Origin of the sequence: Pseudoalteromonas phenolica (assembly GCF_005876835.1) — a bacterium.
Classification (GTDB): Bacteria; Pseudomonadota; Gammaproteobacteria; order Enterobacterales; family Alteromonadaceae; genus Pseudoalteromonas; species Pseudoalteromonas phenolica_B.
In genome coordinates this window covers 210,852-235,365 of record NZ_PPSW01000007.1, presented here as the reverse complement: position 1 = coordinate 235,365, position 24,514 = coordinate 210,852, and the positions used below count along the sequence as shown (strand labels likewise).

The window sequence follows — 24,514 nt, the reverse complement described above, 5'->3', positions numbered from 1 at the left end:
ATAAATTCAAAACACGATCTACCGTCGAGCAAAATTATGTATCAAAAAGTGTTTAAAACCACGCTGTTAAGTGCAGCTTGTATGTTGAGCATGGCCTCGCATGCTAATAACCAGAACGTTGAACAGCTATTTAAAACAACCTGTGCGTCGTGCCATGGTCAAGAGTTAACAGGTGGCATGGCTGGTTCTTTAATTGATAACCAGTGGATGACAGAAGGCACAGATACTGCGCTGGCGAATGCCATTAAAAACGGTATTGTTTCGGCAGGCATGCCTGCATTTGGCTCGACGTTAAATGAAGAGCAAATTCGTACTCTGGTTGTATATATTCGTGAAGCAGGTGCAAGAGCAAAGCAAGCGAAACAGCCTGAATCGCAAATGGGCAAGTCGTTTAATACGGATTATCACAAGGTGACAACCAAAGAAGTGACCAACAGTGATGGCATCATCTGGGCTATGGATTTTTTACCTGACGGCAGTTTGCTTTATACCTTACGCGAAGGCGAGCTTTGGCACATGACGAAGGGCGGTAAAAAAATGCATATTAAGGGCACGCCTAAAGTATGGCATAAGCGTCAAGGTGGGCTGTTAGATGTGTATCCTGATCCAGATTATAAAAACAATGGTTGGATTTACTTGTCGTATAGTAAAGATGCAGGCAAAAACAGCCGAGGGCAAGAAGTGGCGTTCACAGCCATTGTTCGCGGAAAAATTAAAAATGGAGAGTGGGTAGAGCAGCAAACCTTATTTGAAGCCAAACCAGAAAATCATCAAAATCGCGGTTGGCACTTTGGCTCTCGTTTTGCCATTAAAGGCGATTATTTATTCTTTACCAATGGTGACGAAGGGCTACAAAATGGCGCGCAAGATATCACTACGCAAAACGGTAAAGTACACCGTATTTTCAAAGATGGCCGCGTGCCAAAAGATAACCCTTTTTATAACGAAAAAGATGCGCAAAAAACTATTTGGACCTACGGTAACCGTAACCCGCAGGGCTTAACGTTACACCCTAAAACTGGAGCTCTGTGGTCTACAGAGCACGGTCCGCGTGGTGGTGACGAATTAAATCTGATCACCAAAGGCACTAACTATGGCTGGCCAAAAGTGACATATGGTATGAACTATAATGGTACGCCTATCACGCCACATACTGATTTACCCGGTATGCAACTACCTGTGCATCAATGGACGCCTTCTATTGCTGTTGCGGGTATGAATTTCTACACGGGCAACAAGTTTAAACATTGGCAGGGCGACTTATTTGTCGGCAGTTTAGCGAAGAAGCAATTGCACCGCTTGCGAATTGAAAACGGCAAAGTCACAGAAGATGAAATCATATTAAAAGGTCTAGGTCGTATTCGCGATGTCGTGACTGCACCGAATGGTGAGATTTATTTAACCATTAATGACCGCAATGCCAATCAAAGTAAGATCATTGCAATCGCGCCTAAATAAGTCTGAATAAAGACGCGAAATAAACTCGTTGCTACCGGTATTTTGCGCGGTAGCACCGACTTTATGTCGGGTTGAATCTTTAGTTTGCGAGCTATAAGTTAGCGAGAAACGAGTTCAAAACCAAAAAATGAATTGAAAAAGCACTTGGTAGCACCGACTTTATGTCGGGTTTAAATCTTTAGTTTGCGAGCTGTAAGTTAGCGAGAAACGAGTTCAAAACCCAAAAAATGAATTGAAAAAGCACTTGGTAGCACCGACTTTATGTCGGGTTAATGAGTGTTCATAACCTGTAGGCGCGGGTTTATCCCGGGCTTTTTTTGCGCGATATAAAATCGCGCCTACAAGCTCCTGAAGACTGACGTTGCTTTTACCTATCTAATTTTTATTGCCTTTCTCGTTCTTAAAATTGTTGTAGCATTCAGCAATCTCAATCAAGTATCTGGCTTTTGATATGATTAAGCTTGTCTGCAGTTTTACTAACACATAGGCGCTTTATGCAAAGCAATCTTTTACAGCAACGTATTTCGCTTGTTTGCGATTACATCAATCAACATTTAGATGATGAATTAACGGTGAGTTTGCTGAGTGATGTTGCGGCTTTATCTAAATTTCATTTCCATCGCGTATTTATGGCTTTTATGGGCGTAAATGTGGGCAAGTACATTTTGTTGGCACGATTAAAGCGGGCATCTTTTCGCTTGGTGTTTGAGCGTGATATCAAAATTATTGATATTGCACTTGAAGCAAAGTTTGACAGTGCGGAAGCGTTTTCTCGCGCCTTCAAGCGTACGTTTGAGCAAAGCCCTTCAAAGTTTAGACAAGCTGCAAATTGGCCTAGTTGGTATGACGTTTTTAACTTTTCACCGCAAAATTTAGGAGTGCAGACCATGCAGGTCGAGATAATTAACTTTGAACAGACTCAAATTGCCTTTTTAGAGCACAAAGGGTCAGCAAAACAGATATTTGAAAGTGCAGGCAAGTTTATCGCTTGGCGACAAAACAGCGGGCTTTCACCACTCAATTCGAGTCGAACATTTGGCATGCCAAATGGTGACCCAGAAGCGATGGCTGAAGACGCATTTCGTTTTAAGCTGTGCGGCTCGGTAAACGCAGACGTACCTGATAACGCGTTTGGTGTCGAAAATGGGATTATTCCACACATGCGCTGTGCTAAAGTCAGGCATTTAGGCAGTCACGATAACATGGAGCAAACTATACGTTGGCTTTACCAGCAGTGGCTTCCTCAAAGTGGTGAACTACCGAGCGACTATTGCTGTTTCTTCGAATATCATAATTTTGTGCACCAAGTTGATGAGTGCGACCTTATTACTGATATCTATTTGCCCCTTAAAGGTTAGAAGATGACGTTATTTGAGTTACAGCTACGGATAGCTGATATTTCACGCAACTTAACCTTTGGGTATTTAATACTATCGTCATGCCTACTATTTTTATTAGTTGTTCATTTATAAAACATGCTTTGATGAGCAATAACTCACCATGATGTGTTATTGCTGATTTTGCATTACCAAATTAATGCTGATAGATTCGCGAACCTACCAATTAGGCTCTACACTTTGACTATGTTCATGGTTTAAAGAGTCAATCAATGCGCTATTGTTTACTCGCCTTTTTCTTTTCGATGAGCTTTTTTGTGAGGGCGAATGTGCTCAGTGTTGATGACGTGAAAGCAGCAAAAGGACATGAGCAATTAGTGCTTTTAAATCAATATATGCGATCACAAGCTTTTGTTGATGCCAGGGAGGCGCTGGCTCTCACAGAGTCACTTAAGCCAAATTTACCCCTTAATCAGTACCCTAAAGAAAAATTATATCTGTATTTGTGGCAAGGGGTTGCGCTTAACTTTATTGGTAATCGTCGAGATGCATTAATCTTGCTTGATACAGTTATCAATGAATCAACCACTGAAGGTTTATCGGATGTGACTGTTGAAGCGCTATTGCAACGAGCAACTATCTATGAAGAGCAGTCAAATAGCGATTTGGCGTTAACCGATCGCTTTAATGTTTTGTCTATGATTGAGCATCAAGGCGATTACAAGTTGTTAGCAGATACACAAAGCGCCATAGGCATGACTTATTTCTCTCAGTCAAAGTTTACCCGTGCGTTTGAATGGTTATTGAATGCCAAAGAAAACTATAAAGCGATCGATCTCGAAATGGGTGTTGTTCATACCTTAGGTCGAATTGGCTCAATTTATCGGTCGATAGGGGATTTAGATAACGCGTTAAGTTATCAATTACAAACGATTGAAGGACAAAGAAAAGTAGGCAATAAGAAAAGCTTAGCCATTGCTTTTAATAACACGGCCATTGTTTATAAAGACCTCGGAAAACACCAAGAAGCCATTGAGATGCATACCAAATCACTTGAGCTCAAACGTGAGATTGGCTACGAGCGGGGCATGGTCTATTCATTTAATAATTTGGGTGAAACCCACCGATTAGCTGGAGATTTAGCAACAGCAAAATCTTACTTAGCAAAAGCAGAGGAGTTGGCGAATAAATTAAATAATCGAATGCTACTTGGTTCAACCAATTTGTACTTAGGACGGATAGCGATCATCGAGAGGCGTTATGAAGATGCTGAACGCATTTTAGCGATGGCCATGGAAACCTACCGAAAACGAAACTCTGCATCTCGTATAGCTGAAGGGTTAGTGGAGCAAGCTAACCTAGCGATGCAAACTCAGCAGTATCAGTCGGCAGTATCTCTGTTAAAAGAAGCAATTGAGTACGCACAAAAAGCGCAAAAAAATGTGGTGTTGTTTAAAGCCTATGAGTTGTTATCTCAAGTGTATGCAAATATTGGGGACTTTCGCTCGGCGTATGATATGCAGGTTACTTTTAGGCAGAGTAAAGACAAATTATTTGATTTAAATAGCCAGCAGCGGGTTGAAATGCTTGTTGTGCAGAATCAAATTGAAGAAACCAAGCGCAACTTAGAATTTGTGAAGCAGCAAGCTAAACTAACCGAATCAGAATTAAATAACAAAATCGGTAAAAGAAATTTATTGATGCTCGCAGTAGTGAGCTTTTTGCTATTGCTTTGGTACTTTTATAGACAAAGGGTCAATAAACGAGAGCTGACATTAGTTAAACAAAGTCAATCAGAAATAGCCGAAAAAGAGCAGAAGTTAAGTTTGGCACTTTGGGCGAGTGGTGATGTGTTATGGAGCTGGGATTTAAAAACTCAAACTGTATCGAGAGAGAATGCTGATGACTTGAGTGCATTACCCGATGGAAAAGTAGATCCAACCTGGCAAAACTTAAAAGCTCACGTGCATCAAGATGATTTTCACCGCTTAACAGCACATTTAGAGTCAATACAAAATCAGCAAGAAGAGGCTTTCGAAGTTGCATATCGTGTAAAAAATAAAGCCGGTGAGTGGGCTTGGGTACAAGACAAAGGCAAAGTTGTAGAGTCTGACTCCGAAGGCCGACCTTTAAGGGTAGCTGGGATCCAACACGATATTACAATCCTGAAGCAACAAGAGGCTGACTTAGTTGTGTTAAATACTGAGTTAGAGCAAAGAGTTCAGCAACGAACCAAAGACTTAGTGGTTGCACTGAATGACTTAAAAGCAACACAACAAAGTTTGGTCGAAGCTGAAAAAATGGCCGCATTGGGCTCTTTAGTCGCAGGGCTTGCGCATGAGCTCAATACACCGCTTGGTACAGCAATGATGGCAGTAACACATTTACATGCTGAATTACAGCAGCTTAATACCAAGATACAAGAAAATAAAATCACTAAAGCAGAACTAACCGAAGGTTTTAAGGTTCTGGCTGAAAGTGGGGACCTAATATTTAGCGGTGTTAATCGCACCTCCGCTTTGGTTGAGCAATTTAAGCGAGTGTCTGTTTCTGAACGAGGCGAAGGGCGCGCAAATGAAAGCTTTGCTGATTTGGTTAATGCTGCGTTTAAAACTGCTTGGCAAGCATCTGGAGCCCCCAAGCATGTTGAGCTTCTTGGGGTATTTGGCGGGAATATTACTACTTATAGTGATCCGTTAATGCAGGTTTTGGAGTTATTGATCAGTAACGCCATCAATCATGCTGAACCCAATGGTCAGTTGAGTATTAGCGTATCTTGTAATGAGCATAATAATTTTTATGAGGTGCTTGTTGAAGATAATGGTATTGGTGTGGCTGAAAACGAATTAACGAAGATATTCAACCCTTTCTACACACTAGCGCGTCACAGAGGCCATGTTGGTCTTGGGCTTAATATTGTGTTTAACCTGGTATCACAGGTTTTGGGTGGAGAAATCAATTGTGCGCGCTCTGAACTTGGCGGGGCAAAGTTTAGATTCACAGTCGAAAAGGTGCATGAGAAATTACTTGTATAAATGTTTAAATAGGATGCTACTAGGCTTTGATTGCTTCACTTCATTGTACCTCTGCTATTGATTAACTTGTGCTAAATCAATGTTCACAAAAAGAAACTTGCTAATCTAAGTACTCTAGTTCTTAACTGGGCAAGTCATGAAAAACTTTATCTCAGCATTACCAAGTACACGGCCACCTTTCTTGCTATTAGCACCGCTGTGTGTGCTTTTAGGTAATGCGATTGCGCAATATCATGGTGCAGAGTTTCATGGCTGGCATTTTCTTTTAGCCTGCATGGGGTCTGTGTTGTCTGCGGTCGCAGTGAATACATTAAACGAGTATCAAGATTTTCATAGCGGCTTAGATTTAATAACTGAGCGAACGCCATTTAGTGGCGGTAGTGGCTTACTTAAGCAAAATAGCGCATTGGAAAAGTCAGTTTTAAGTCTTTTCCAACTGGCATTAGGTAGCTTGTTTCTTATTGGTATTTATTTTGTGTATCGCTTCGGTTTGCCTATGTTGATGATAGGTTTACTGGGGATTGCAGTTATTGTTACTTACACAAACACCTTAAATCGACACCCTTGGTTATGTTTAATATCACCGGGCTTAGGGTTTGCATTACTGATGGTATTGGGCAGCTACATTACGCAAGGACTAACACTGAATTGGCAAGTGTTGTTGATAGCGCTTATTCCTTTCTTCACCATTAATAACCTGCTGCTAGTGAATCAATTACCTGATATTAAAGCTGATCAACAAGTAGGTCGTAAGCATTTTGCAATTTCTTACTCAGTGAGCGCGGCTATTATCTGTTTTTCGGTATCAGCAGCTTTGGCATTACTTTTTATGGCTTTAGCATTGTATTTGTCAGTCTTGCCTCTTAATGCCATCTGGTTGACGCCTATTTTACTATTAAACTTTTTGGCTATTCCTAAATTAGCAAAGTTGAAACATGATATAGCAAAACATCCCCAAAGTATGGCGTTAAACGTTGTTGCAGCGAACTTATTGCCTCTTGTTTTGTCGGTCATACTCCTTTTAAACGGGCCTATCTGATTTGTATATTCGAGTACTTGTTGTTTTATTGAGCGTTTCATTTTCTTTATGGGCCGAGCCTGAAAAGCAGGTAGATTTACCTACATCTTTAACCTACTACGCTGAAGATTATCCGCCATCGGTATTTTATGAGGGGGAGGTATTGCGAGGGATCTCTGTGAGAATGCTGCGGGCAATATGGCAAGAATTAGGAATTAAAGCACAGCCCATAAAAGTAGTGCCTTGGGCACGCGGTTATAAAGAAATCATCAGCAAGCCAAGCACCGTCTTATTTGCCATGTCGAAAACACCTCAAAGAGCTGAGAAGTTTAAGTGGGTAGGTCCCATCTATTCTGTTGATTACATATTAATTGCTAAAAAAGGAAAAATACTCAAAGCCAAGCAGCTATCTGAGCTACATAGCCATTCGGTTGCGGTGATACGCCATGATGCCACAGAGCAAATCGTATTAGATGCTCACTTTACCGAAGAGCAAATTGTAGAAACAAACAATATGTATCAAGCACTGGCAATGTTTAAGGCTAAACGTGTTGAGTTAATGGCAATCTCTCGAGCTGGGTTACGTAAAGCCATTAATAGAAAAATGTTACAAGTCGATGATTTTGATGAGGTGTTTCTACTAGACACCGTCGAAGATTATTTTGCATTTAGTAAAGACGTTCCCGATGTGGTCATCAACGCATTTCAGCGTGCTTTCGACAAACATAAACGATTAAATTTAGCCCTTATCGACGAATTTAAACTTTAAAAGTTAAGGTTTTGCGATTAAGCACAAAGGCTTTTAAAATGGCGAGGTGAACCTCATCTAAAAGCCAAATTCATACTATGATCGTACCCGTTGTTATTGCTGGTGGCTCAGGCACACGTTTGTGGCCTTTGTCTCGAACTCATTACCCCAAACAGTTTTTGCCTTTGACTGGCGAGCAGTCTTTGTTGCAACAAACTTTGCTGAGATTAAAAGGCCTCGAACATGACCCCGCGATTATTATTAGTAATGAAGCGCATAGATTTTTAACCGCTGAGCAAGTGCGATTAAGTGAGATACCACATTTACCTATTATCTTAGAGCCAGAGGGACGCAATACAGCGCCCGCGATTGCATTGGCAGCATTTAAAGCATTAGAGACAAATCCTGATGCAACTTTGTTAGTAATGCCTGCCGATCATGATATTGGCGATGTTGAACTGTTTTTAAATGCGATAACACTGGCCACAGAGAGTGCGGGAGAGGGTAAGTTAGTCACCTTTGGTATCGAACCTACCTCTGCGCATACTGGCTATGGTTACATCCAGAAAGACCAGCCTTTGGAAAGGGGCTTTACAGTTAAACAATTTGTTGAAAAGCCCGATGAAGTAACTGCAAAGGGGTATGTTGAATCAGACCTGTTTGTATGGAATAGCGGTATTTTCATGTTTAAAGCCCAAGTATATTTAAACATGTTAAAGCGTTTTAACCATGACATATTTGAAGCTTGCTTTAACGCCATGCAAAAGCAACAAGATGACCTAGATTTTACGCGTGTAGATGCCTCAGCCTTTCTAGCTTGCCCAAGTGATTCAATAGATTATGCGATCATGGAGCCTTTAACAGCACAACAAAATGATGCTGTGGTGATGATACCCATGGCAGCTAAATGGAGCGATGTAGGCAGTTTCGATGCGCTTTGGGAGCTACTTGATAAAGATGATGAGCAAAATGTAATTGGTGGTGATGTGATCGCAATCGGCACTCAAGGCAGCCTGTTGCTGAGTGAAAATAAACTATTAGCCACGGTTGGTGTAAAAGACGTGGTGGTAGTACAAACCAAAGATGCAGTGTTAATTGCTGATAAGAATAATACTCAAGCGATCAAAAAAGTGGTTGCTCAGCTAGAACAAAAATCTCGTGCTGAAATTCATCAACACCGTGAAGTCTTCCGTCCTTGGGGAAAATTTGATGCCATTGACGAAGGTGAGCGCTTTTTAGTGAAGCGGATCACAGTAAATCCAGGTGCACGTTTATCAATGCAAATGCATCACCATAGAGCAGAGCATTGGGTGGTGGTAAGTGGCACTGCCAAAGTTACAATAGATAACAAAGTTCAGTATGTGACCGAAAATCAGTCTGTATATATTCCTATTACAGCCGTTCATAGCCTTGAAAATCCAGGTAAAACAGCTTTAGAGCTGATAGAAGTTCAGTCGGGCAGCTATTTAGATGAGAGTGATATTGTTCGTTTTGAAGATGATTATGGGCGTGAATAAGGCGCTATTTCCCAATAGAAAAGTTATTAATAGGCACCATAAAAAGTGAATGTCTCAAAGCTCATTCAAAATACTTCCATTAAATTTGGCACCAGTGGTGCGCGTGGTTTAACCGAAGATTTTTCGCAAAATGTGTGTGTTGCGTTCGCAATGGCTTTCATTGAGCATGGTAAGCGTTGCGATAAATTAAGCGATGACAACCTGTGTGTCGCTATTGGTATTGATAATCGCCCTAGCAGCTACGAGATGGCCCAAGGTGTTGCTTCGGGTCTAATAGCATTGGGTCTGGATTATAAGTTTCATGGGGTCTTACCTACACCTGCCTTAGCCTATGCCGCAATGCAGAGAGGGGAGGCTTGTATCATGGTAACAGGCAGTCATATTCCGTTTGATCGAAATGGTTTGAAGTTTTATTACCCAGAAGGCGAGATCAGCAAGTTTGATGAGCAAGGTATTTTAAGTCAATACATCGAGCTTCCTGATGAACTGAGTGCTCCAGAGTTAATTGAATGTGAGTCAGCTACAAATACCTATATCAATCGTTATTTAAATTACTTTTCTGAGCTGAATTTAACAGCTAAGCGAATAGGCGTTTATACCCATTCAAGTGCAGGTCGAGATCTATACCTCAGACTACTCCAGCAATTGGATGCAACCGTTGTTGAGCTTGGCAGGAGCGACACCTTTGTGCCAATCGACACCGAAGCGGTAAGTAAAGAAGATCAGCAAACAGCCAAAATTTGGGCTAATGAACTCAATCTAGATGCCATTATTTCTACTGATGGTGATGGCGACAGACCACTTGTGGCGGATGAGTGTGGTAATTGGCTTAGAGGCGATGTACTCGGTTTAATGGTTAGTCAATTTTTAAAAATAGAAGCTCTAAGCGTGCCCATTAATTGCAATTCAGCGATTGAGTTGAGTGGTTGTTTTAAGCAAGTGGCGAGAACAAAAATAGGCTCTCCGTTTGTTATTGAGGCATTTGTACAATTACAAAAGCAGCACAAAAAAGTAGCTGGATTTGAAGCAAACGGCGGGTATTTACTTGCAAGCGATATTGATGAAGACGGTAAGTTATTATCTGCGCTGCCAACCCGAGATGCCTTATTACCTATTTTAGTTGTTTTAGCTCAATTAGCTAAGCAGCCAATATCTAAAATGATGTCGGGTTTAGCAAAACGCTATACTGCCAGTGGCAAAGTAGAACATGTGCCTTCTCATGTTGGGCTTGCTTTCTTAAAGGCGCTACAAAGCGATACAGCACGTTTACTTGCCGAATTGGATATTAAATATCGTGTCATTGAGTTCGATAATACTGACGGTACTCGATTGATTCTGAGTAACAAAGACATAGTGCATTTTCGCTGTTCAGGTAATGCACCTGAAATGCGCTGTTATGTTGAGTCTGACTCTGGAAAAAGAGCCGAAACATTAATGGATTGCTTAAAAGCCAAATTGAGCTATTTAACTGAACAGGCAGCAACAACGAAGTGACATTCACTTTGCTACACTGTCTATAAAAAGTGCTAAACCTTACTGATAAGTTGAAATACAACTGGGGTTTGGGCTGCTAAAACCAGTACCGAAGAATAAAATACAGCTTTAATCGCATTTTTTAGGCCACGATATTCAATTAATAATTGCGAAATAATTAAGCTTGCTAAAGGAAGTGCTAGAGCGCTGCCGAACACAAATGCGAGCTTTTCATTTGCTTGCAGGTTAAATCTATCAAAGTCAGCCATAAACAAAGACGATATGTAAGCGGTTAATGTCATACAAATAATAGACACAACCACCATTAAGATTTGTTTTATTGACACTGACTTTTGACGTACTTCAATGATAACTTCCATGCTTGCTCCTTGTATCGCTGATATATTTAATTGTTTGTTATTGGGCCATCAGTCAATGCGACGGATGGCCAGACTATTCATACCAATCCTCAAAACAGCTCTCTTAATTAAAAGGATTGGTATAAGAGAGCTGGTTGCTAAGTTTATAGGTTACTCGTCAATCTCAACTTTGCCCTTGATGTTCTTGATTTGCAAACCGCCTGAACCTGAATCTTCAATGACTAAAGCACCAGCACCATTTACACTGATACTGCCTGAGCCGTCGTCAATGGTGACTGTGCCTAATACTTCATTAGCATAAATATCGCCGCTGCCATCATCAACTTTTAGGTCGCCCTGAGTGTTGTTTACGGTAATGCTGCCTGAGCCATCTTCAATCTCGATATGCTTACCTCCTGAGATTTCTATGCTGCCAGAACCATCGTCGATTTCAATGTCACCATTCACTTGTTTGATATCAATACTGCCAGAGCCGTCGTCAATGATCAGACCCAAGCTACTCGGTACTGTAATAGTTAGATTGATTTTAGGTCCAGGGCTATTTACTTGCCAATTATTTGAATTACTTGCTCTTGCAACCAGCTCGGCTCTGCTGCCTTTGTCTTCTAGTGTGAGTGTGAAGTCATCAGCGCTGTAAGCAAAAATCTCTGCATCTACGGTAATGTCAGTGGCGCTGTCGCTACCAACAATTGATAAATTACCAGCGCCAGCTTCGGTTTCTAATAGTTTTAGGTTTGCGGCACTTAGAGTGAGTTGTTGATTATCAAAATACTTAGGTGCGCTGCCCGGGCCATTTTTAACATGAACAATACAACCACTTAATAAAATTGCTGCGCTTAGAGGTAAAAGGGTTTTTAGCATCTTAATTCCTACATGTGCTTTTTTGTTATTATAGTTAAAGCAATATAATGACCAATTTGCAAGTGTTTGATTTGTAATGAATTGTAAGTTTTCGTGTAAAGCGTGTTTTTCAATTTAACGAAAAGTTAGCTTTTTTCCTCACTATATTAGTCAGTTAGCTAAACTGAATAGTTAACTAGGGCTCAAGTTAACTCGTTTAAGGAGACTGCATGATCGAAGAAACACTCTGGCAAATTTATCAGCACAGTTACTTTCAAAGTACTTGTCGAGTTATGCCTTGTCAGACAGTAACAGGTCATAGAGCTGGCGCGATTATCAGCTTATGGAACCCTCATGGGAAGAATTTAACTTTGGCGCATAATAAACGGCTCGAAAGAGCGGCGATGCGTTATCTTCGAGCGCAAGGCATTGCTTACAAAAGATTGTGGGGCGGTAATGAGGATATGAGCTATCGCGAGTTGAGCATATTTGTACCCTGCTCATTGCAGCAAGCTCAGCATTTATCAACCCATTTTAAGCAATTAGCATTTTATTATGTCAGCGTTCGAGAACGAGTGAGTTTGCATTGCTCGAAACAAACTAAGCCTATGTGTTTTATAAGCAAACACCTAAAAAAGCGTTGGCTAGTTAGGCATGGTCGAATATCTCTATTCTAGATGATCATCTAAACCAGTTTTTAATACTAATTTATTGCTTTTTTAGTGTGGAGTAAAAAGTGTTTGTAACAAGGGTGTTGTTTTTTGGGGGGGGGGTGTGTTAATTTTTTGCTTTAACATAAGGATATATTAATGAAATTACCAATCTACTTCTTTTTAGTCTTATTCTTTTGCTTTTTTGATAAAGCACACGCTCGTATTAACTATGAATCAGTTATTTGTGATGACTGTAGTTACACTGAAGCAAAGTCAATTGCAAGGCGTTATAAATATCAGCCTGAGCTTGAGTGTTTTGTTGATTGGGGAGGTACACCCGATGATCAGCAGTGTCGATCATCAACAACTAAGTTAGTGGTTTATGATCTTCAACAAGAACAGTTTTATGGCTTCTACATCGGTTACACCAATCAAGGTCGGCCTTTTCATGAGATGTCTGTTGAAATTAGAGAAATGCAGCAAGTCCCAGCTCAAATAAAGGAAATGCTTATTAACACCGGAAATGGCTATAAGATTATGACTAATGTCACTCGTGATCTTAGAGCTAACTTTGACCTTAATGCTCTTATAAAAAAACAATCTCGCAACTCATTTTCGATGTTTAATCAGCAAAGAGTCGAAAATGATATATTGCTTATGGCTACAGACTGTTCTAATAGTCCAGAAAGTAAGGCTATGGAACTAGCTCATAATCTTATTGCGAAAGGTAAGATAATGACGCATGCAAATGACAAAGCTAGGCGTGATGAAAAATATAAAAACTCGTTCCAAGGTTATCGTATAACAGGAGCAAACTTTCAAGTTGCTTTAGGTGGTTTTGGGGTTGGTGGAACAGTTGAGTATTTTGACGAAACTAAAAACGTGATTACTGACTTTACGGTAAGCCATTCATGGCATCTTGGAGCTGCAGCCAGAAATAATGTGGTGTTTAAGCTTAAAATGGTTGAGGGCTCAATAGATGTAAGCACTGATGAGAGGCTTTCTCATGTAGGTGGGATTCCATTGCATCTAATTAAAAACAGTGGCGCCTCTGCTGGAACACTCAAAGCAAGTGACATCTCACCTTGCTTAGCTGATGCTATAGATAAGCAGTTCAAAAAGACGGTATCGTCTGGCAGTAACCCAGGAAGTGGCGCTGCGCCAAGTTGGCGTAATATACCTCTTAACTCTAGAGGTGGAGGAAACTTGCAAAGAGATACATGTAAACACACATATTACGACTTAAACGGAGAGCCATTGTTTTCTTTTGAGGGCCCCTGCCCTTAAATAGATGTGACTAGCAAAGCAGTAAAGTTACTTTTATTGCTTTGCTTTTCCTATTTATCCGTTTTTTTCAAATTCAACTTATCTATCTACAGTTATTTATATTACAAAATCACATTGGCTTTCTATCAACTTACTTTTCTTGCAACAAAAACGACAAATGTGTTCATTTACCCAAGTTTGTAGCGCTTCTATCGGCAGCGGCTTAGCGTAAAAATAACCTTGTACGTATTGCCCGCCTAAGTCGTTAAGGCTCTTTAATTGCACCTTGTTTTCGACCCCTTCAGCAATGACTTTAAGGTTTAAACTGTCAGCCATTGAGACAATCGCTTTAACCAGTACTGCGGAGTCTTCACTGGCAGTCAGATCTGAAATGAAACTGCGGTCGATTTTAATGGTGTTTATCGGGAAGCGGCGAAGATAGCTAAGCGATGAATAACCTGTACCAAAGTCGTCAATGGCAAGCTGTGCCCCTGTGGCTCTTAAGTCTTGTAGCCAATTCATCACGGCTTGATCGTTATCAAGTAAGATACTTTCGGTTATTTCTAAATTTAATAAGTTGGCATTAAATTGCGTATCTTTGAGAATCGTTGAGAGTATTTCAGCATTAAACCCTAAGCGATATTGTTGACTAGAGACATTAACCGAGAGCATACACTGGCAGTTGCAATTTAAATTGAGTGACTGAATATCTGAGCAAGCTTGTTTTATGAGCCACTCGCCCATTTCACTGATGAGCCCGCTTTCTTCAGCTACTGGAATAAATTCTGCTGGAGAAATAAAGCTGCCATCACTGAGTTGCCAGCGCATCAGTGCCTCAACACCATACAAAGAGGCACTTTGAGTATCAACAATTGGTTGATAAAAAAGGCTTAACTCTTGATTCTTAATGGCATTACGGAGTTTGTGCTCTAATTCAACACGACGATTAACTTGCTGTTGCATACTTTTTGCGAAAAAATGGAACTGGTTACGGCCATTTTCTTTGGCTTTGTACATGGCTAAATCAGCCAGTCTGAGTAATTCTTTGGCATTGTCAGCGTCTTCAGGCAACAAAGTGATCCCTATGCTAGCCCCTGAGAAAATTTCAAAGCCATGGATCATAAAGGGTTTAGATAGCTCATTGATAATCTTTTGAGCCACGGTCGTGCAATGCTCTATTGATGCGATGTTATTGAGTAATATCACAAACTCGTCGCCACCGAATCGTGACACTGTATCGCTTTTACGTACGATTTGAGTTAATCGTGCTGACACCTCAATTAACAGCGCATCACCAGCTTCATGGCCCATGGTATCGTTGATACGTTTGAATCGGTCTAAATCGATAAATAATAAAGCGCTCAGTTGTTTATAGCGTTCGCTATACAGCAAACTCTGTGAAATACGCTCTAGCAGTAAGCTGCGATTAGGCAGGCCTGTTAACGCATCGTAGTAGGCTTGGTACTGGATCTTTTCTTCTTGTGTTTTACGCTCCGTAATATCTGAAATTACCGCAATGTATTGTTGAATATGACCGTCTTCATCACGCACTGCACTGATTGAAAGCCATTCTGGATAAAGTGAGCCGTCTTTGCGTTTATTCCAAATCTCAGAAGCCCATTGGTCTTGCTCTTTGAGGGTTTGCCACATTTTTTCGTAAAAAGCTTTATCATGCTTGCCTGAACTGAGTATTGATGGTTTTTTGCCTAATACATCGACAGCACTGTAACCTGTGATGCGTGTGAAAGCTGGATTAATAGCAGTAATTTCGAGCTCGCTATTGGTGGTCATAATCCCTTCTTGGGTGGCATTAAACACCGCTGCTGCCGTTTTTAATTTCGCATGGGCGTGTTTTTGCTCTGTGATGTCCTCCTTTACAGCAATATAGTGTGTGACCTCGCCTTGTTGGTCTTTTATCGCTGAGATCCTTGCTTGCTCCCAATAGTGTTCGCCATTTTTTTTCTGGTTATGGAATTCACCGCGCCATTGCCCTTTTTCTTTTAATTCTAGCCAAAGTGCTCTGTAGTCAGTGGTGGTCACTTGTGATCTTAAGATCCTTGGGGTTTTGCCTTGCACTTCTTCTAATTGATAACCGGTAATATGCTCAAATTTAGGGTTCACATATTCAATTTTGCCACGGGTGTCGGTAATAACGATAGATACTGGACTTTGCTCTATGGCATGGCCCCACTTTTTTAAGGTCGCTTCAGCGTGTTTAAATGAGGTGACATCGACACTGACACACGCCATCGCACCATCATGCGCTTGGTTTAGTGTGGTTCTGATCCATTTGCCAGCCAAGCTGCAATGCAAGGTTTGATTATGTGATTCAATTTGATTGATGAGTTGATTGCTTTGTAATGTTTGCCATTGCTCAAGCGTTTTTGGGGCATTATCTGGGTCTATTTCATGATGATTAAACCAACTTGTGTTCGAAAGCACCAACTGGTTATTTTTATCAAACAGCGCAAATCCTTCTTCAATGGACGTGAGTGCTTCTTTTAGTAACTTGCCAGATCTAAAGGCGCTAAATCGGGCATGGTTTAAACGTCTGTAAATAATGATCAGGGCGAGCAACAGCGCTGCACTGAGTATTAAAGTCAGTTGACGATTTTCTTTGCTGCTTTGAAGTTTCTCTAAGTGATACTGATTGTAGCTACTATTGAGCGTGTTAAAAGCCGGTTTACTGGGGGTTGCGACAAAGGCGTTGTAAAGGTTTTTTAAATCGTGTTGTTGTACTAGCTGAACCTGTAAGTGTTGTTTTAAGTTTTTAATTAATGGGCTTTGCTTTCTATCGCCAATAACTTCTAGTTTGCTTTGTATTTCGACCAGCTTTACTTCATCAGCATAAAAGTTATACGACAACACGTCGCTATATAACTGCTGGGCAATCAATGCGTCTTTGCTGCCTTGGAGTTGTAGCTCTTTATTCAACTGAGGTAAGTAAAGTAAGGTGTTGCGCATCAAAGAGGCTGCAGTTTTTATGCGCTCTAGTTGCAGCATTTTGTCATCAATGAGTGCAAAGTAATGAGATATTTTTTGCTGCAAGTCTGAGGTTGTGGCTGCAAAAGGCGAGTGCTGAGAGTTAACAAGAGACTTAAGGCTATCCAGCCTTTGCGTCAGCGTGACAAGTTCATCATATTCCGGCATATCTACGGCAATGATTTTTAACGCAAATTGATTGAGCTGTGCATCAACGGCATTACTTGAGAATAAAAACTGAACTCTGTTTTGATGCGCTTTATTGTCATCCTGCGCACTACTGATTAGTGCATAAGCGACCCAAATCAGCATAAAAAATATGGACAAGTTAATTATTTTACTAAAAAAACTACTCTGCTTCATAAGGACTCATTAATTCCGGATGCTGACCGACTAGGCTAGTTAAAAAAGCACGAATTGATTGAATATCTTGTTCAGGTATAGCACGACCCAATTGATATTTGGCCATTACTCTAATGGCATCACTGAGATCGTTTTGACTGCCGTCGTGAAAAAAGTGTGTTTGTAAACTGCTTAGCCTGAGGCTTGGAACCTTAAAAACATGTTTATCATAAGGGTTCTTTGTCACCATATAGCGACCTAAATCGATTTCTGTGATTTCACCGCCACGGTCTTGAAAGTAATCACCAAAATGGCCAATTTTTGAAAACATGTTGCCACCGACATTTCTACCTTGGTGGCAGCTAATGCAGCCATAGCGCTTAAATAGTTGATAACCTTGCTTTGTTCTACTATCAATGGCGTTCTGATCGCCTTGTAACCAACGATCAAAAGGTGAATTAGTCGTCACTAAAGATTGTTCAAACTCAGCAATGGCATGTTGAATGTTTTGTTGGCTGATGGGAGAGTGATAAATTCGCTTGAACTTTGTCGCTAGCTTTTTATCTGCCGACAGCTTTGCGATGACCTTAGCCCAAGTCGTGCCATGCTCCTTCGGATTTGTAATTGGTGCATCGACTTGATCAAATAAATCAGTTCGAGCGCCACTCCAAGTCTGTCGAATGTTAAAGACCGCATTGTACACAGTAGGCGTTTTAGCTGTGGTTTTCTGGCCATCTACGCCATCAGACAACGCCTTGTTGTCAGCGCCATTAGTCGTAAGCTGGTGGCAGCTTGCACAGCTAATTTCATCATTTTTAGATAGACGCTTATCGAAGAAAAGGGCTTTACCCAAAGCTATTTTTTCTTTATTTAAATGGGAAGGCGTCACAATGGGTGTAATTGGCTCTTTGGCAAATGACAGGTTAAAAAATAAAACAGACATTAAAACTACAAACGACCGAGTTAAAGTCATAACGAGCTACTTATCACAAATAATCTAAGTGAAAATTAGCACTGGTTTTGTTTTAGGTTTTTGATGTGGGTTAAGAAACTGAAAAATGATTAACCACAACAAGACTATTTAATCCTTTTGTATTGTTTTTAAATTAATCTGGAGTGCATTGTTAATAACTGAATATTCGCGAGCTTTTGAGTTTTTCCATTATTCGTAGTCTACAGTTAAAAGAGTTGGATTCATTTGCTTGTTTTGTATGAGATTAAAAGCTCGTTTGACCTTAGTATTCTTCTTATCTTCTTTACTGCCATTGTTGGTTGTATTTGTGGTGGTTATTTCCCATAGCAGCCAGCAAGCTCGGCGATTTAGTCTAGATGCTGCGCAAGCTAAATCTCAAAACGTAGCGGCAGTATTTGAGCAGTATTTTGTCGCTAAAGTGGCCGAAGTTGCATTGATGTCACAAGATCCTCGAGTTAAATCTATGGACTTTGCATCGATGCGTTCATATTTAATTGCAGAAAAGCTTCGGCAAACGCATTCGTTTGAAAAATTTATTGTGGGTACACTTGATGGTACTTTTTACAATACAGAAGGCGGGAACCCTTACCAAGGTTTTCGTCGAACATCTGATGACAAATCACCATCAGCCACGCCTAAAACAATCATTAAAAGAGACTACTGGCAAGCAACAGTCGGCGCTAATGAAGCAGAAAGAGAGGTTAATTATGTATCGGAACCTATGATTTCTTATACTACTGGCGTTAGACAAATTGTCATTGCGAGCACTATCTTTGATAAAAGTTCAAATTTGGTCGGCTTGCTAGGTGGAGCTGTGCCATGGCAAGAGGTAGACCGATTAGTAGAGCAAGTACAAAGTCAGGTCATGAGTTCTTTTTGGTCTGAAGCAAAGTTCTTACTGGTTTCAAAAAGTGGTATTTATATGTATCACTGGGAGCCTGACAAAGTGATACAGTTAAAGTCAGAAAATAACAAATGGGTACTCAATGATATTGGTGAAAAGATCAGTATTCGAAAAAAAATCACCCAAGAATCTGACCCGCAACTTCAGGAGATAGGGCTTCACATGCTTGCAGGCCATAGTGGCGTTAGAGAGGTTTATGATCCGATATCAAAGCAAAATAAACACTACTTTTACTCACCTATTCCCAGCACGGGATATGCCATTGCCGTGGTATTACCAAATGAAGTCATTTTTGGACCTGTAAAAGCGCTGCAAATGCAGCTATGGGGGATTTTATGTATTTTGATTCTGGCGCTTATTTTTCTTGCTCGGTGGTTATCAACCCGTTTTTATCAACCTATTAATTCACTTATCAATGCCGCTACGTGTATTTCAAAGGGGAATTATGATTTTAAAGTAAACACCAAAGGAAAGGACGAAATTGGACAATTAGCACGTGCTTTTATGGTAATGAAAGAGCAAGTTTTTTTGCGCAATGCAGAGCTTGAACGCAGAGTAGATAGTCGCACTGAAGAGTTACAAAAAGCGATTGATCAAGCGCAAGATGCGCTGAATGTGAAATCCCGATTTTTGGCGAATATGAGTCATGAAATTCGAACTCCGATGAATGGGATCCTCGGTACGTTAAATTTACTTAAGTTAGAGGAGCCTTTGTCTGGAAAGCAGCAAGAATATTTAGATATTGGCATAAAATCGAGCGAACATTTACTCGAAATTATCAATAACATTCTAAATATAGCTAAGTTAGAGGCGGGTAGTGAAAAGGTTGAGAATACGGTTTTTTCTCTGAAAGGCTCTGTAGAGCATGTCATCAACATGCTCTCGCCAATGGTTGACAAAGAGTATATTCAATTTAAGGCTTGTTGGGGTGAAGGGGCACCTGATTTTATTGAAACAGACAAAATTCGTTTGGAGCAGTTATTAGTAAATCTAATTGGTAATAGCATAAAGTTCACAGAGTCAGGTCACATCTTTATTCATATTGATACTGGCTCGCAAGAGGGCGTTTCTGAATTATCTATTTGTGTTGAAGACACGGGTATTGGGATTGATAGCGGTGAGCAGCAACACGTATTTGAGCCGTTTTCGCAAGTTGATGAGAGCCATTCTAGACAGTTTGGTGGGACAGGCCTGGGGCTGAGCCTTTGCAAACAAATCGTCAGCTTGCTTGGAGGAAACATAAAACTTGAGTCTGAACCAGCAAAGGGGACGAAGATCACTTTTACTATCCCGATTCGCGTTGCTGTAACAGAATCAATAGAAACCCCACCAGAGCCCTTGGAGAATAGCTTACCTAAGCTTAATGGCGATATTCTGCTCGTTGAAGACAACCCAGTTAACCAAATTGTTATCAAAGCATTACTAGAAAAAGTTGGATTGCAAGTCGTACTCGCACAAGATGGTGAAGTTGCTTTAGATATTCTCGAGCAAAGGTCTTTTGATTTAATATTAATGGATATGCAGATGCCTAAGCTGGACGGTCTTGAAACAACGAAACTCATTCGCCAACAAGCTAAATGGCAAAACTTACCTATTGTTGCGTTAACCGCGAATACGCAAAAATCTGATATGGAAAGTTGTTTTCAAGCAGGAATGGATGACTTCATCGCTAAACCAGTCGAGATAGTCAAGTTATGCAACACACTATCCCGCTGGTTAGATCACAAAAGTACTTGATGTGTAATAGGTGTATAGGCCACTAATTTTGTTTTAACCAAGTATTGAATTCACGATACATAAAATCACGAATAATCGGCTGTCCTTCGGCATTCGGGTGAAGGTTATCTTGCATCATCAATGACTTATCTGTTGCTATTTCAACCATAAAATATGGCATTAGATAACTGTCTGTTGTGTCAGTTACCTTTTTGTAGGTGTCTGCAAACATCTTGGTGTAACGAGGACCTAAATTAGGCGGAATTTGAATGGCCATCACGGCGACTTTAGCACCCGCCGCTTGGCTTTTCTCAACGAGGGTGGTGAGGTTTTTACGAAGAATTTTCACTGGAAAGCCGCGAATACCATCGTTCCCGCCTAGTTCAACTAATACATGAGTAGGCTTGTGAGCCTGTAACCACGCATCTATTTTCAAAATCGCGTTATCGGTTGTTTGGCCGCTAATGGCGGTATTGATGATTTCGATATCGCTTTGTTCTTGTTTATATTTATTTTGTAACAAATAAACCCATGCTTGCTCTTGTTCAAGCCCGTAGCCAGCGCTTAAGCTATCTCCAATGATCATGATCTTGTCTTTTGCAAAACTCGTAGAAGAAATAAGTGAAAATGCAAGAAATACAGCTAACTTAAGGAATTCTCGTAACATGTCGGTACTTTCTCAGTTGAATATTATAAATGTCGAGGGACTCAGCAAACGCGTAAACACCCTTGAAGGTGAGCTTACTATCCTTAGTGATATCAATTTTGCTGTCAAGCCCGGTGAGTCAGTTGCGATTGTCGGCGCGTCGGGTTCAGGTAAGTCTACCTTACTCAGTTTGTTGGCCGGTCTTGATGTTGCCAGTAGCGGTGATGTGCACTTGGACGGTGAAGCATTAAGTAAGCTAGACGAGGAGCAAAGAGCAAGAATTCGTGCCGAAAAAGTCGGCTTTGTCTTTCAATCTTTCATGTTAGTACAGAGCTTAACGGCGCTTGAGAATGTGATGTTACCCGCTGAGCTTGCAGGCGATCACAGTGCCAAAGAGCAAGCCGTAGAATTACTCAAAAAAGTAGGATTAGAGCACCGTCTAGGCCATTATCCATCGCAGTTGTCTGGTGGTGAGCAGCAGCGTGTCGCCATCGCAAGAGCTTTTATTGGCACCCCGAAAATTCTCTTTGCAGATGAGCCATCGGCTAATTTAGATACTAAGAACGGTCATATTATTGAAAACCTCTTATTCGATTTAAATAAACAAAATGGTACAACGCTTATTCTTGTCACCCATGATGAGCAATTGGCTCAGCAGTGTGATCGTATTATTCATATTGAAGGCGGTATGTTGGAGCAAATTCGAGAAGGAGTGACTGCGAATGTGGGTTAAATTAGCGTTTAAGTTATTCTCTCGAGAATTTCGACGCGGTGAACTGAGCATTATTTTTGCGGCGATTGCGCTTGCAGTGCTGACAGTGTTTAGTTTGGCATCGGTGACGGAGCGAATCGGTTTAAACATAGAGCAAAAAACCGCAGATTTTATTGCTGCTGATCGCCGTCTTTCAAGTAACCATGAGTTTGAACCAATCGTACAAAAAACCGCAGAAGAGTTTGGCTTAGAAACAGCAGAAATGCTGTTTTTCGATTCTATGTTGTTTGCTAATGACGAGCTGGTGCTTGGTTCTGTAAAAGCAGTATCTAGTGCTTACCCACTAAAAGGTCAAGTCGAGTTAAAAGATAATCTGGAAGGTCAAAGTTACCCAATTCGCGGCGCACCAGATCCGGGCACTTTATGGCTAAGTGAAGGCTTGTTTTACAGCATGGGCTTAAAAGTGGGTGATACTGTTGAGCTTGGTGCAGGTGAATTTACCGTGGCTAAAGTGCTCATGAGTGAACCTGATGCGCCTTTGTTTTCTTTGGCGGGTAACAAGCGCGTTTTGCTGAACTATGTTGATATCGAAAGAACGCAAGCGGTACAGCCGGGCAGCCGTGTATTCCACCGTTTATTATTTTCGGGCTCTGAGCAAGCTTTAGTTGATTACTATGCTTGGTTAAAACCGCAACTAAAACCGAATCAAAGCTGGCAGGGGATCAAAGATAGGCAATCGCCACTTGGCGAGAATTTAGCCCGTGCAGAACGTTTCTTATTACTTGCAGGTTTATTTGGGATTATGCTAGCGGCAGTGGCTATGGCGGTTTCAGCCAAGCGTTATTGTGAGCGCCAATACGACCCGGTAGCTATGATGAAAACCTTAGGTGGTAGCCGCGCAACAGTGCGCAAAATCTTTCTTACTCACTTAACTTTGGTGACGTTATTTTCGATTGTGATAGGTCTGGTTATTGGCTCTGTGCTGCAAAGTGTTGCTGCAGATTATCTGGCCAACTTTATGGATACTACATTGCCAGAAGCAGGGGCTAAGCCTTGGTTATTAGCGGTATTTATAGGTCTTGTATGTGCTTTGATGTTCTCGCTGAAGCCGTTGTTAGATTTATTTGATATTCCGCCACTGCGCGTTTTACGTCGTAATTTAGGCGATAGTCTTGCGTTGAGTAAAGTGCATATAGGTGTGTCGATTTTGACTATTTTCGTCTTAATGTGGCTGTTTAGCGGGCAAATCATCACAACACTTGTGCTGTTTGTATCTACTTTACTGGTGATTGGCGTGCTGTTTGGTATTTCTCGCTTAATCTTCGCTGCAGGTCGTAAACTAGGTCTTCGCCCAGGCTCTAGCTGGTCGCTTGCAATTGCAACACTGCAAAAACGCGCAAACACCAATGCGGTGCAATTGATCACGTTTGCGCTTGCTATCAAGCTGATGCTGTTTTTAGTGGTACTGAAAAACGACATGATCTCAGATTGGCAGATGCAGGTGCCAGAAGATGCGCCGAATATGTTTTTAATCAACATTGCTGAAGATGAAATCTCGCCCATTAAGCAGTATTTTGACGAGAACCAAATCACACATGAAGCATTTTTCCCGGTATTTAATGCCCGTGTGAACGCGGTGAATGGTGAAGAGTTTGCCCGTCGCGTATCTAAGCAAGAAGGTGAAGAGCAAGACGAGAATGCCCGCCAAGGGGTTAACCGTGAGCCTAACTTAACGTGGTTAGACGAAGTGCCAGAAGGCAATGAAATCGTTGAAGGTGAATGGTTTAGCGACTCAGAGCGTTTAGAAGTTTCTGTATTCGATGGCTGGAAAGAGCGCCTTGATTTAAAACTGGGTGATGAAATAGAGTTTTTAATTAATGAACAGAAATTCACGGCAACTGTAACCAGTTTCAGAACCGTAGATTGGGGTACGCTCAAGCCAAACTTTGTGATGATCTTAAGTCCTAATTTTGCCGGTAAAATTCCAGTTACTTACTTCAGTGCTGCGAAGCTTGAAGCACAACATACCGAAGGGATTAGCAAGCTGTTACAGCAGTACCCAACAATCAGCATGATTGATATCAAAAACCGTATTCAACAGGCACAATCGATGATATCCCAAGTGTCATTAGCGATAGGTTTTGTGCTTATGATTGTGTTGTTTAGTGGCGCGCTTGTGCTTATTTCTCAAGTTCAAGCTAGTCTTGCTGAGCGTATGCAAGAAGTAGTGATATTAAGAACTCTCGGTGCTAAAGGCAGTTTAATTAAACTTGCGACACTTTATGAGTTTTTATTACTAGGTGCGATAGCTGGCGTAGTTGCTGCACTGGTGAGTGATATTGCTCTGTTAGTTATTCAGCAGCAGCTATTTGGTGTTGATGGCCGTTTACACCCTTATATTTGGATTTTAGGACCGTTAGCAGGTGCGAGCTTTGTGGCATTCATTGGTTATTTTATGGTAGCAAAAACCATGCGTCAGAATACCCAAAAATTGCTACGTTCATTGGCTTAAAC

Annotated in this window: 17 protein-coding genes; 12 read left to right on the top strand and 5 right to left on the bottom strand. The window is 41.0% G+C overall.

Annotation, left to right across the window (positions count from 1 at the left end; all coding sequences use genetic code 11):
- Window positions 1–36 precede the first annotated feature (36 nt).
- The 7 genes from C1E24_RS04830 (at window position 37) to C1E24_RS04800 (ending at window position 10,607) form a co-directional block, all read left to right on the top strand.
- A complete protein-coding gene (locus tag C1E24_RS04830) occupies window positions 37–1,458 on the top strand; it encodes a PQQ-dependent sugar dehydrogenase (protein ID WP_138479252.1) in 1,422 nt (473 codons plus the stop codon).
- A gap of 494 nt (window positions 1,459–1,952) precedes the next feature.
- Window positions 1,953–2,816, top strand: a complete 864-nt coding sequence (locus C1E24_RS04825) for an AraC family transcriptional regulator (RefSeq protein ID WP_138479250.1) — start codon at window positions 1,953–1,955, stop codon at window positions 2,814–2,816.
- Between the two features lie 251 nt (window positions 2,817–3,067).
- Entirely contained in the window at window positions 3,068–5,830 is a 2,763-nt protein-coding gene (locus tag C1E24_RS04820; protein ID WP_138479248.1) for a tetratricopeptide repeat protein, read from the top strand.
- A gap of 136 nt (window positions 5,831–5,966) precedes the next feature.
- Window positions 5,967–6,869, top strand: a complete 903-nt coding sequence (locus C1E24_RS04815; RefSeq protein WP_138479246.1) for a prenyltransferase — start codon at window positions 5,967–5,969, stop codon at window positions 6,867–6,869.
- Between the two features lie 28 nt (window positions 6,870–6,897).
- Window positions 6,898–7,617, top strand: coding sequence for a substrate-binding periplasmic protein (locus C1E24_RS04810; protein WP_171040783.1), 720 nt, complete (start codon window positions 6,898–6,900; stop codon window positions 7,615–7,617).
- 77 nt (window positions 7,618–7,694) lie between these two features.
- Window positions 7,695–9,113 carry a mannose-1-phosphate guanylyltransferase/mannose-6-phosphate isomerase gene (locus C1E24_RS04805; RefSeq protein ID WP_138479242.1) on the top strand — a complete coding sequence of 473 codons (1,419 nt, stop codon included), beginning with the start codon at window positions 7,695–7,697 and terminating at the stop codon, window positions 9,111–9,113.
- Between the two features lie 45 nt (window positions 9,114–9,158).
- On the top strand, window positions 9,159–10,607 hold the full coding sequence (locus C1E24_RS04800) for a phosphomannomutase (protein ID WP_138479241.1): 1,449 nt from the start codon (window positions 9,159–9,161) through the stop codon (window positions 10,605–10,607).
- Between the two features lie 32 nt (window positions 10,608–10,639).
- On the opposite strand, the gene C1E24_RS04795 is transcribed toward C1E24_RS04800, so the two are convergent.
- A complete protein-coding gene (locus C1E24_RS04795; RefSeq protein WP_138479239.1) occupies window positions 10,640–10,966 on the bottom strand; it encodes a hypothetical protein in 327 nt (108 codons plus the stop codon).
- Window positions 10,967–11,116: 150 nt separating this feature from the next.
- Window positions 11,117–11,827: a hypothetical protein gene (locus C1E24_RS04790; protein WP_138479237.1), complete on the bottom strand. Its 711-nt coding sequence runs from the start codon at window positions 11,825–11,827 to the stop codon at window positions 11,117–11,119.
- A gap of 209 nt (window positions 11,828–12,036) precedes the next feature.
- Here C1E24_RS04790 and C1E24_RS04785 point away from each other — a divergent pair, with 209 nt between their 5' ends.
- Both C1E24_RS04785 and C1E24_RS04780 read left to right on the top strand, forming a co-directional pair.
- Complete coding sequence (locus C1E24_RS04785) at window positions 12,037–12,483, top strand: DUF3293 domain-containing protein (RefSeq protein WP_138479235.1); 447 nt, start codon at window positions 12,037–12,039, stop codon at window positions 12,481–12,483.
- Between the two features lie 132 nt (window positions 12,484–12,615).
- Window positions 12,616–13,746, top strand: a complete 1,131-nt coding sequence (locus C1E24_RS04780; RefSeq protein ID WP_138479233.1) for a hypothetical protein — start codon at window positions 12,616–12,618, stop codon at window positions 13,744–13,746.
- Window positions 13,747–13,842: 96 nt separating this feature from the next.
- Here C1E24_RS04780 and C1E24_RS04775 read toward each other — a convergent pair whose 3' ends face one another.
- On the bottom strand, window positions 13,843–17,070 hold the full coding sequence (locus C1E24_RS04775; RefSeq protein WP_240721946.1) for an EAL domain-containing protein: 3,228 nt from the start codon (window positions 17,068–17,070) through the stop codon (window positions 13,843–13,845).
- Window positions 17,057–17,992: a cytochrome-c peroxidase gene (locus tag C1E24_RS04770; RefSeq protein ID WP_240721945.1), complete on the bottom strand. Its 936-nt coding sequence runs from the start codon at window positions 17,990–17,992 to the stop codon at window positions 17,057–17,059. The genes C1E24_RS04775 and C1E24_RS04770 overlap by 14 nt, the downstream gene beginning before the upstream one ends.
- A 268-nt stretch (window positions 17,993–18,260) precedes the next feature.
- Here C1E24_RS04770 and C1E24_RS04765 point away from each other — a divergent pair, with 268 nt between their 5' ends.
- A complete protein-coding gene (locus C1E24_RS04765) occupies window positions 18,261–20,663 on the top strand; it encodes a hybrid sensor histidine kinase/response regulator (protein WP_138479230.1) in 2,403 nt (800 codons plus the stop codon).
- A gap of 22 nt (window positions 20,664–20,685) precedes the next feature.
- Here C1E24_RS04765 and C1E24_RS04760 read toward each other — a convergent pair whose 3' ends face one another.
- Window positions 20,686–21,309 carry an arylesterase gene (locus C1E24_RS04760; protein ID WP_138479228.1) on the bottom strand — a complete coding sequence of 208 codons (624 nt, stop codon included), beginning with the start codon at window positions 21,307–21,309 and terminating at the stop codon, window positions 20,686–20,688.
- Between C1E24_RS04760 and C1E24_RS04755 the strand changes: the two genes are divergently transcribed.
- Entirely contained in the window at window positions 21,308–22,021 is a 714-nt protein-coding gene (locus C1E24_RS04755; protein WP_138479226.1) for an ABC transporter ATP-binding protein, read from the top strand. The genes C1E24_RS04760 and C1E24_RS04755 overlap by 2 nt on opposite strands.
- Window positions 22,011–24,512 carry an ABC transporter permease gene (locus tag C1E24_RS04750; RefSeq protein ID WP_138479224.1) on the top strand — a complete coding sequence of 834 codons (2,502 nt, stop codon included), beginning with the start codon at window positions 22,011–22,013 and terminating at the stop codon, window positions 24,510–24,512. Before C1E24_RS04755 ends, C1E24_RS04750 begins: the two co-directional genes overlap by 11 nt.
- Window positions 24,513–24,514: the final 2 nt, after the last annotated feature.

Excerpts from the sequence above, each read along its gene's own strand:
- C1E24_RS04780 (WP_138479233.1), top strand. The coding sequence starts at position 12,616 with ATGAAATTACCAATCTACTTCTTTTTAGTCTTATTCTTTTGCTTTTTT.
- C1E24_RS04785 (WP_138479235.1), top strand. The coding sequence starts at position 12,037 with ATGATCGAAGAAACACTCTGGCAAATTTATCAGCACAGTTACTTTCAA.
- C1E24_RS04790 (WP_138479237.1), bottom strand. The coding sequence starts at position 11,827 with ATGCTAAAAACCCTTTTACCTCTAAGCGCAGCAATTTTATTAAGTGGT.
- C1E24_RS04805 (WP_138479242.1), top strand. The coding sequence starts at position 7,695 with ATGATCGTACCCGTTGTTATTGCTGGTGGCTCAGGCACACGTTTGTGG.
- C1E24_RS04820 (WP_138479248.1), top strand. The coding sequence starts at position 3,068 with ATGCGCTATTGTTTACTCGCCTTTTTCTTTTCGATGAGCTTTTTTGTG.
- C1E24_RS04775 (WP_240721946.1), bottom strand. The coding sequence starts at position 17,070 with ATGAAGCAGAGTAGTTTTTTTAGTAAAATAATTAACTTGTCCATATTT.
- C1E24_RS04770 (WP_240721945.1), bottom strand. The coding sequence starts at position 17,992 with ATGTCTGTTTTATTTTTTAACCTGTCATTTGCCAAAGAGCCAATTACA.
- C1E24_RS04815 (WP_138479246.1), top strand. The coding sequence starts at position 5,967 with ATGAAAAACTTTATCTCAGCATTACCAAGTACACGGCCACCTTTCTTG.
- C1E24_RS04765 (WP_138479230.1), top strand. The coding sequence starts at position 18,261 with ATGAGATTAAAAGCTCGTTTGACCTTAGTATTCTTCTTATCTTCTTTA.
- C1E24_RS04750 (WP_138479224.1), top strand. The coding sequence starts at position 22,011 with ATGTGGGTTAAATTAGCGTTTAAGTTATTCTCTCGAGAATTTCGACGC.
- C1E24_RS04795 (WP_138479239.1), bottom strand. The coding sequence starts at position 10,966 with ATGGAAGTTATCATTGAAGTACGTCAAAAGTCAGTGTCAATAAAACAA.
- C1E24_RS04825 (WP_138479250.1), top strand. The coding sequence starts at position 1,953 with ATGCAAAGCAATCTTTTACAGCAACGTATTTCGCTTGTTTGCGATTAC.
- C1E24_RS04760 (WP_138479228.1), bottom strand. The coding sequence starts at position 21,309 with ATGTTACGAGAATTCCTTAAGTTAGCTGTATTTCTTGCATTTTCACTT.
- C1E24_RS04830 (WP_138479252.1), top strand. The coding sequence starts at position 37 with ATGTATCAAAAAGTGTTTAAAACCACGCTGTTAAGTGCAGCTTGTATG.
- C1E24_RS04755 (WP_138479226.1), top strand. The coding sequence starts at position 21,308 with ATGTCGGTACTTTCTCAGTTGAATATTATAAATGTCGAGGGACTCAGC.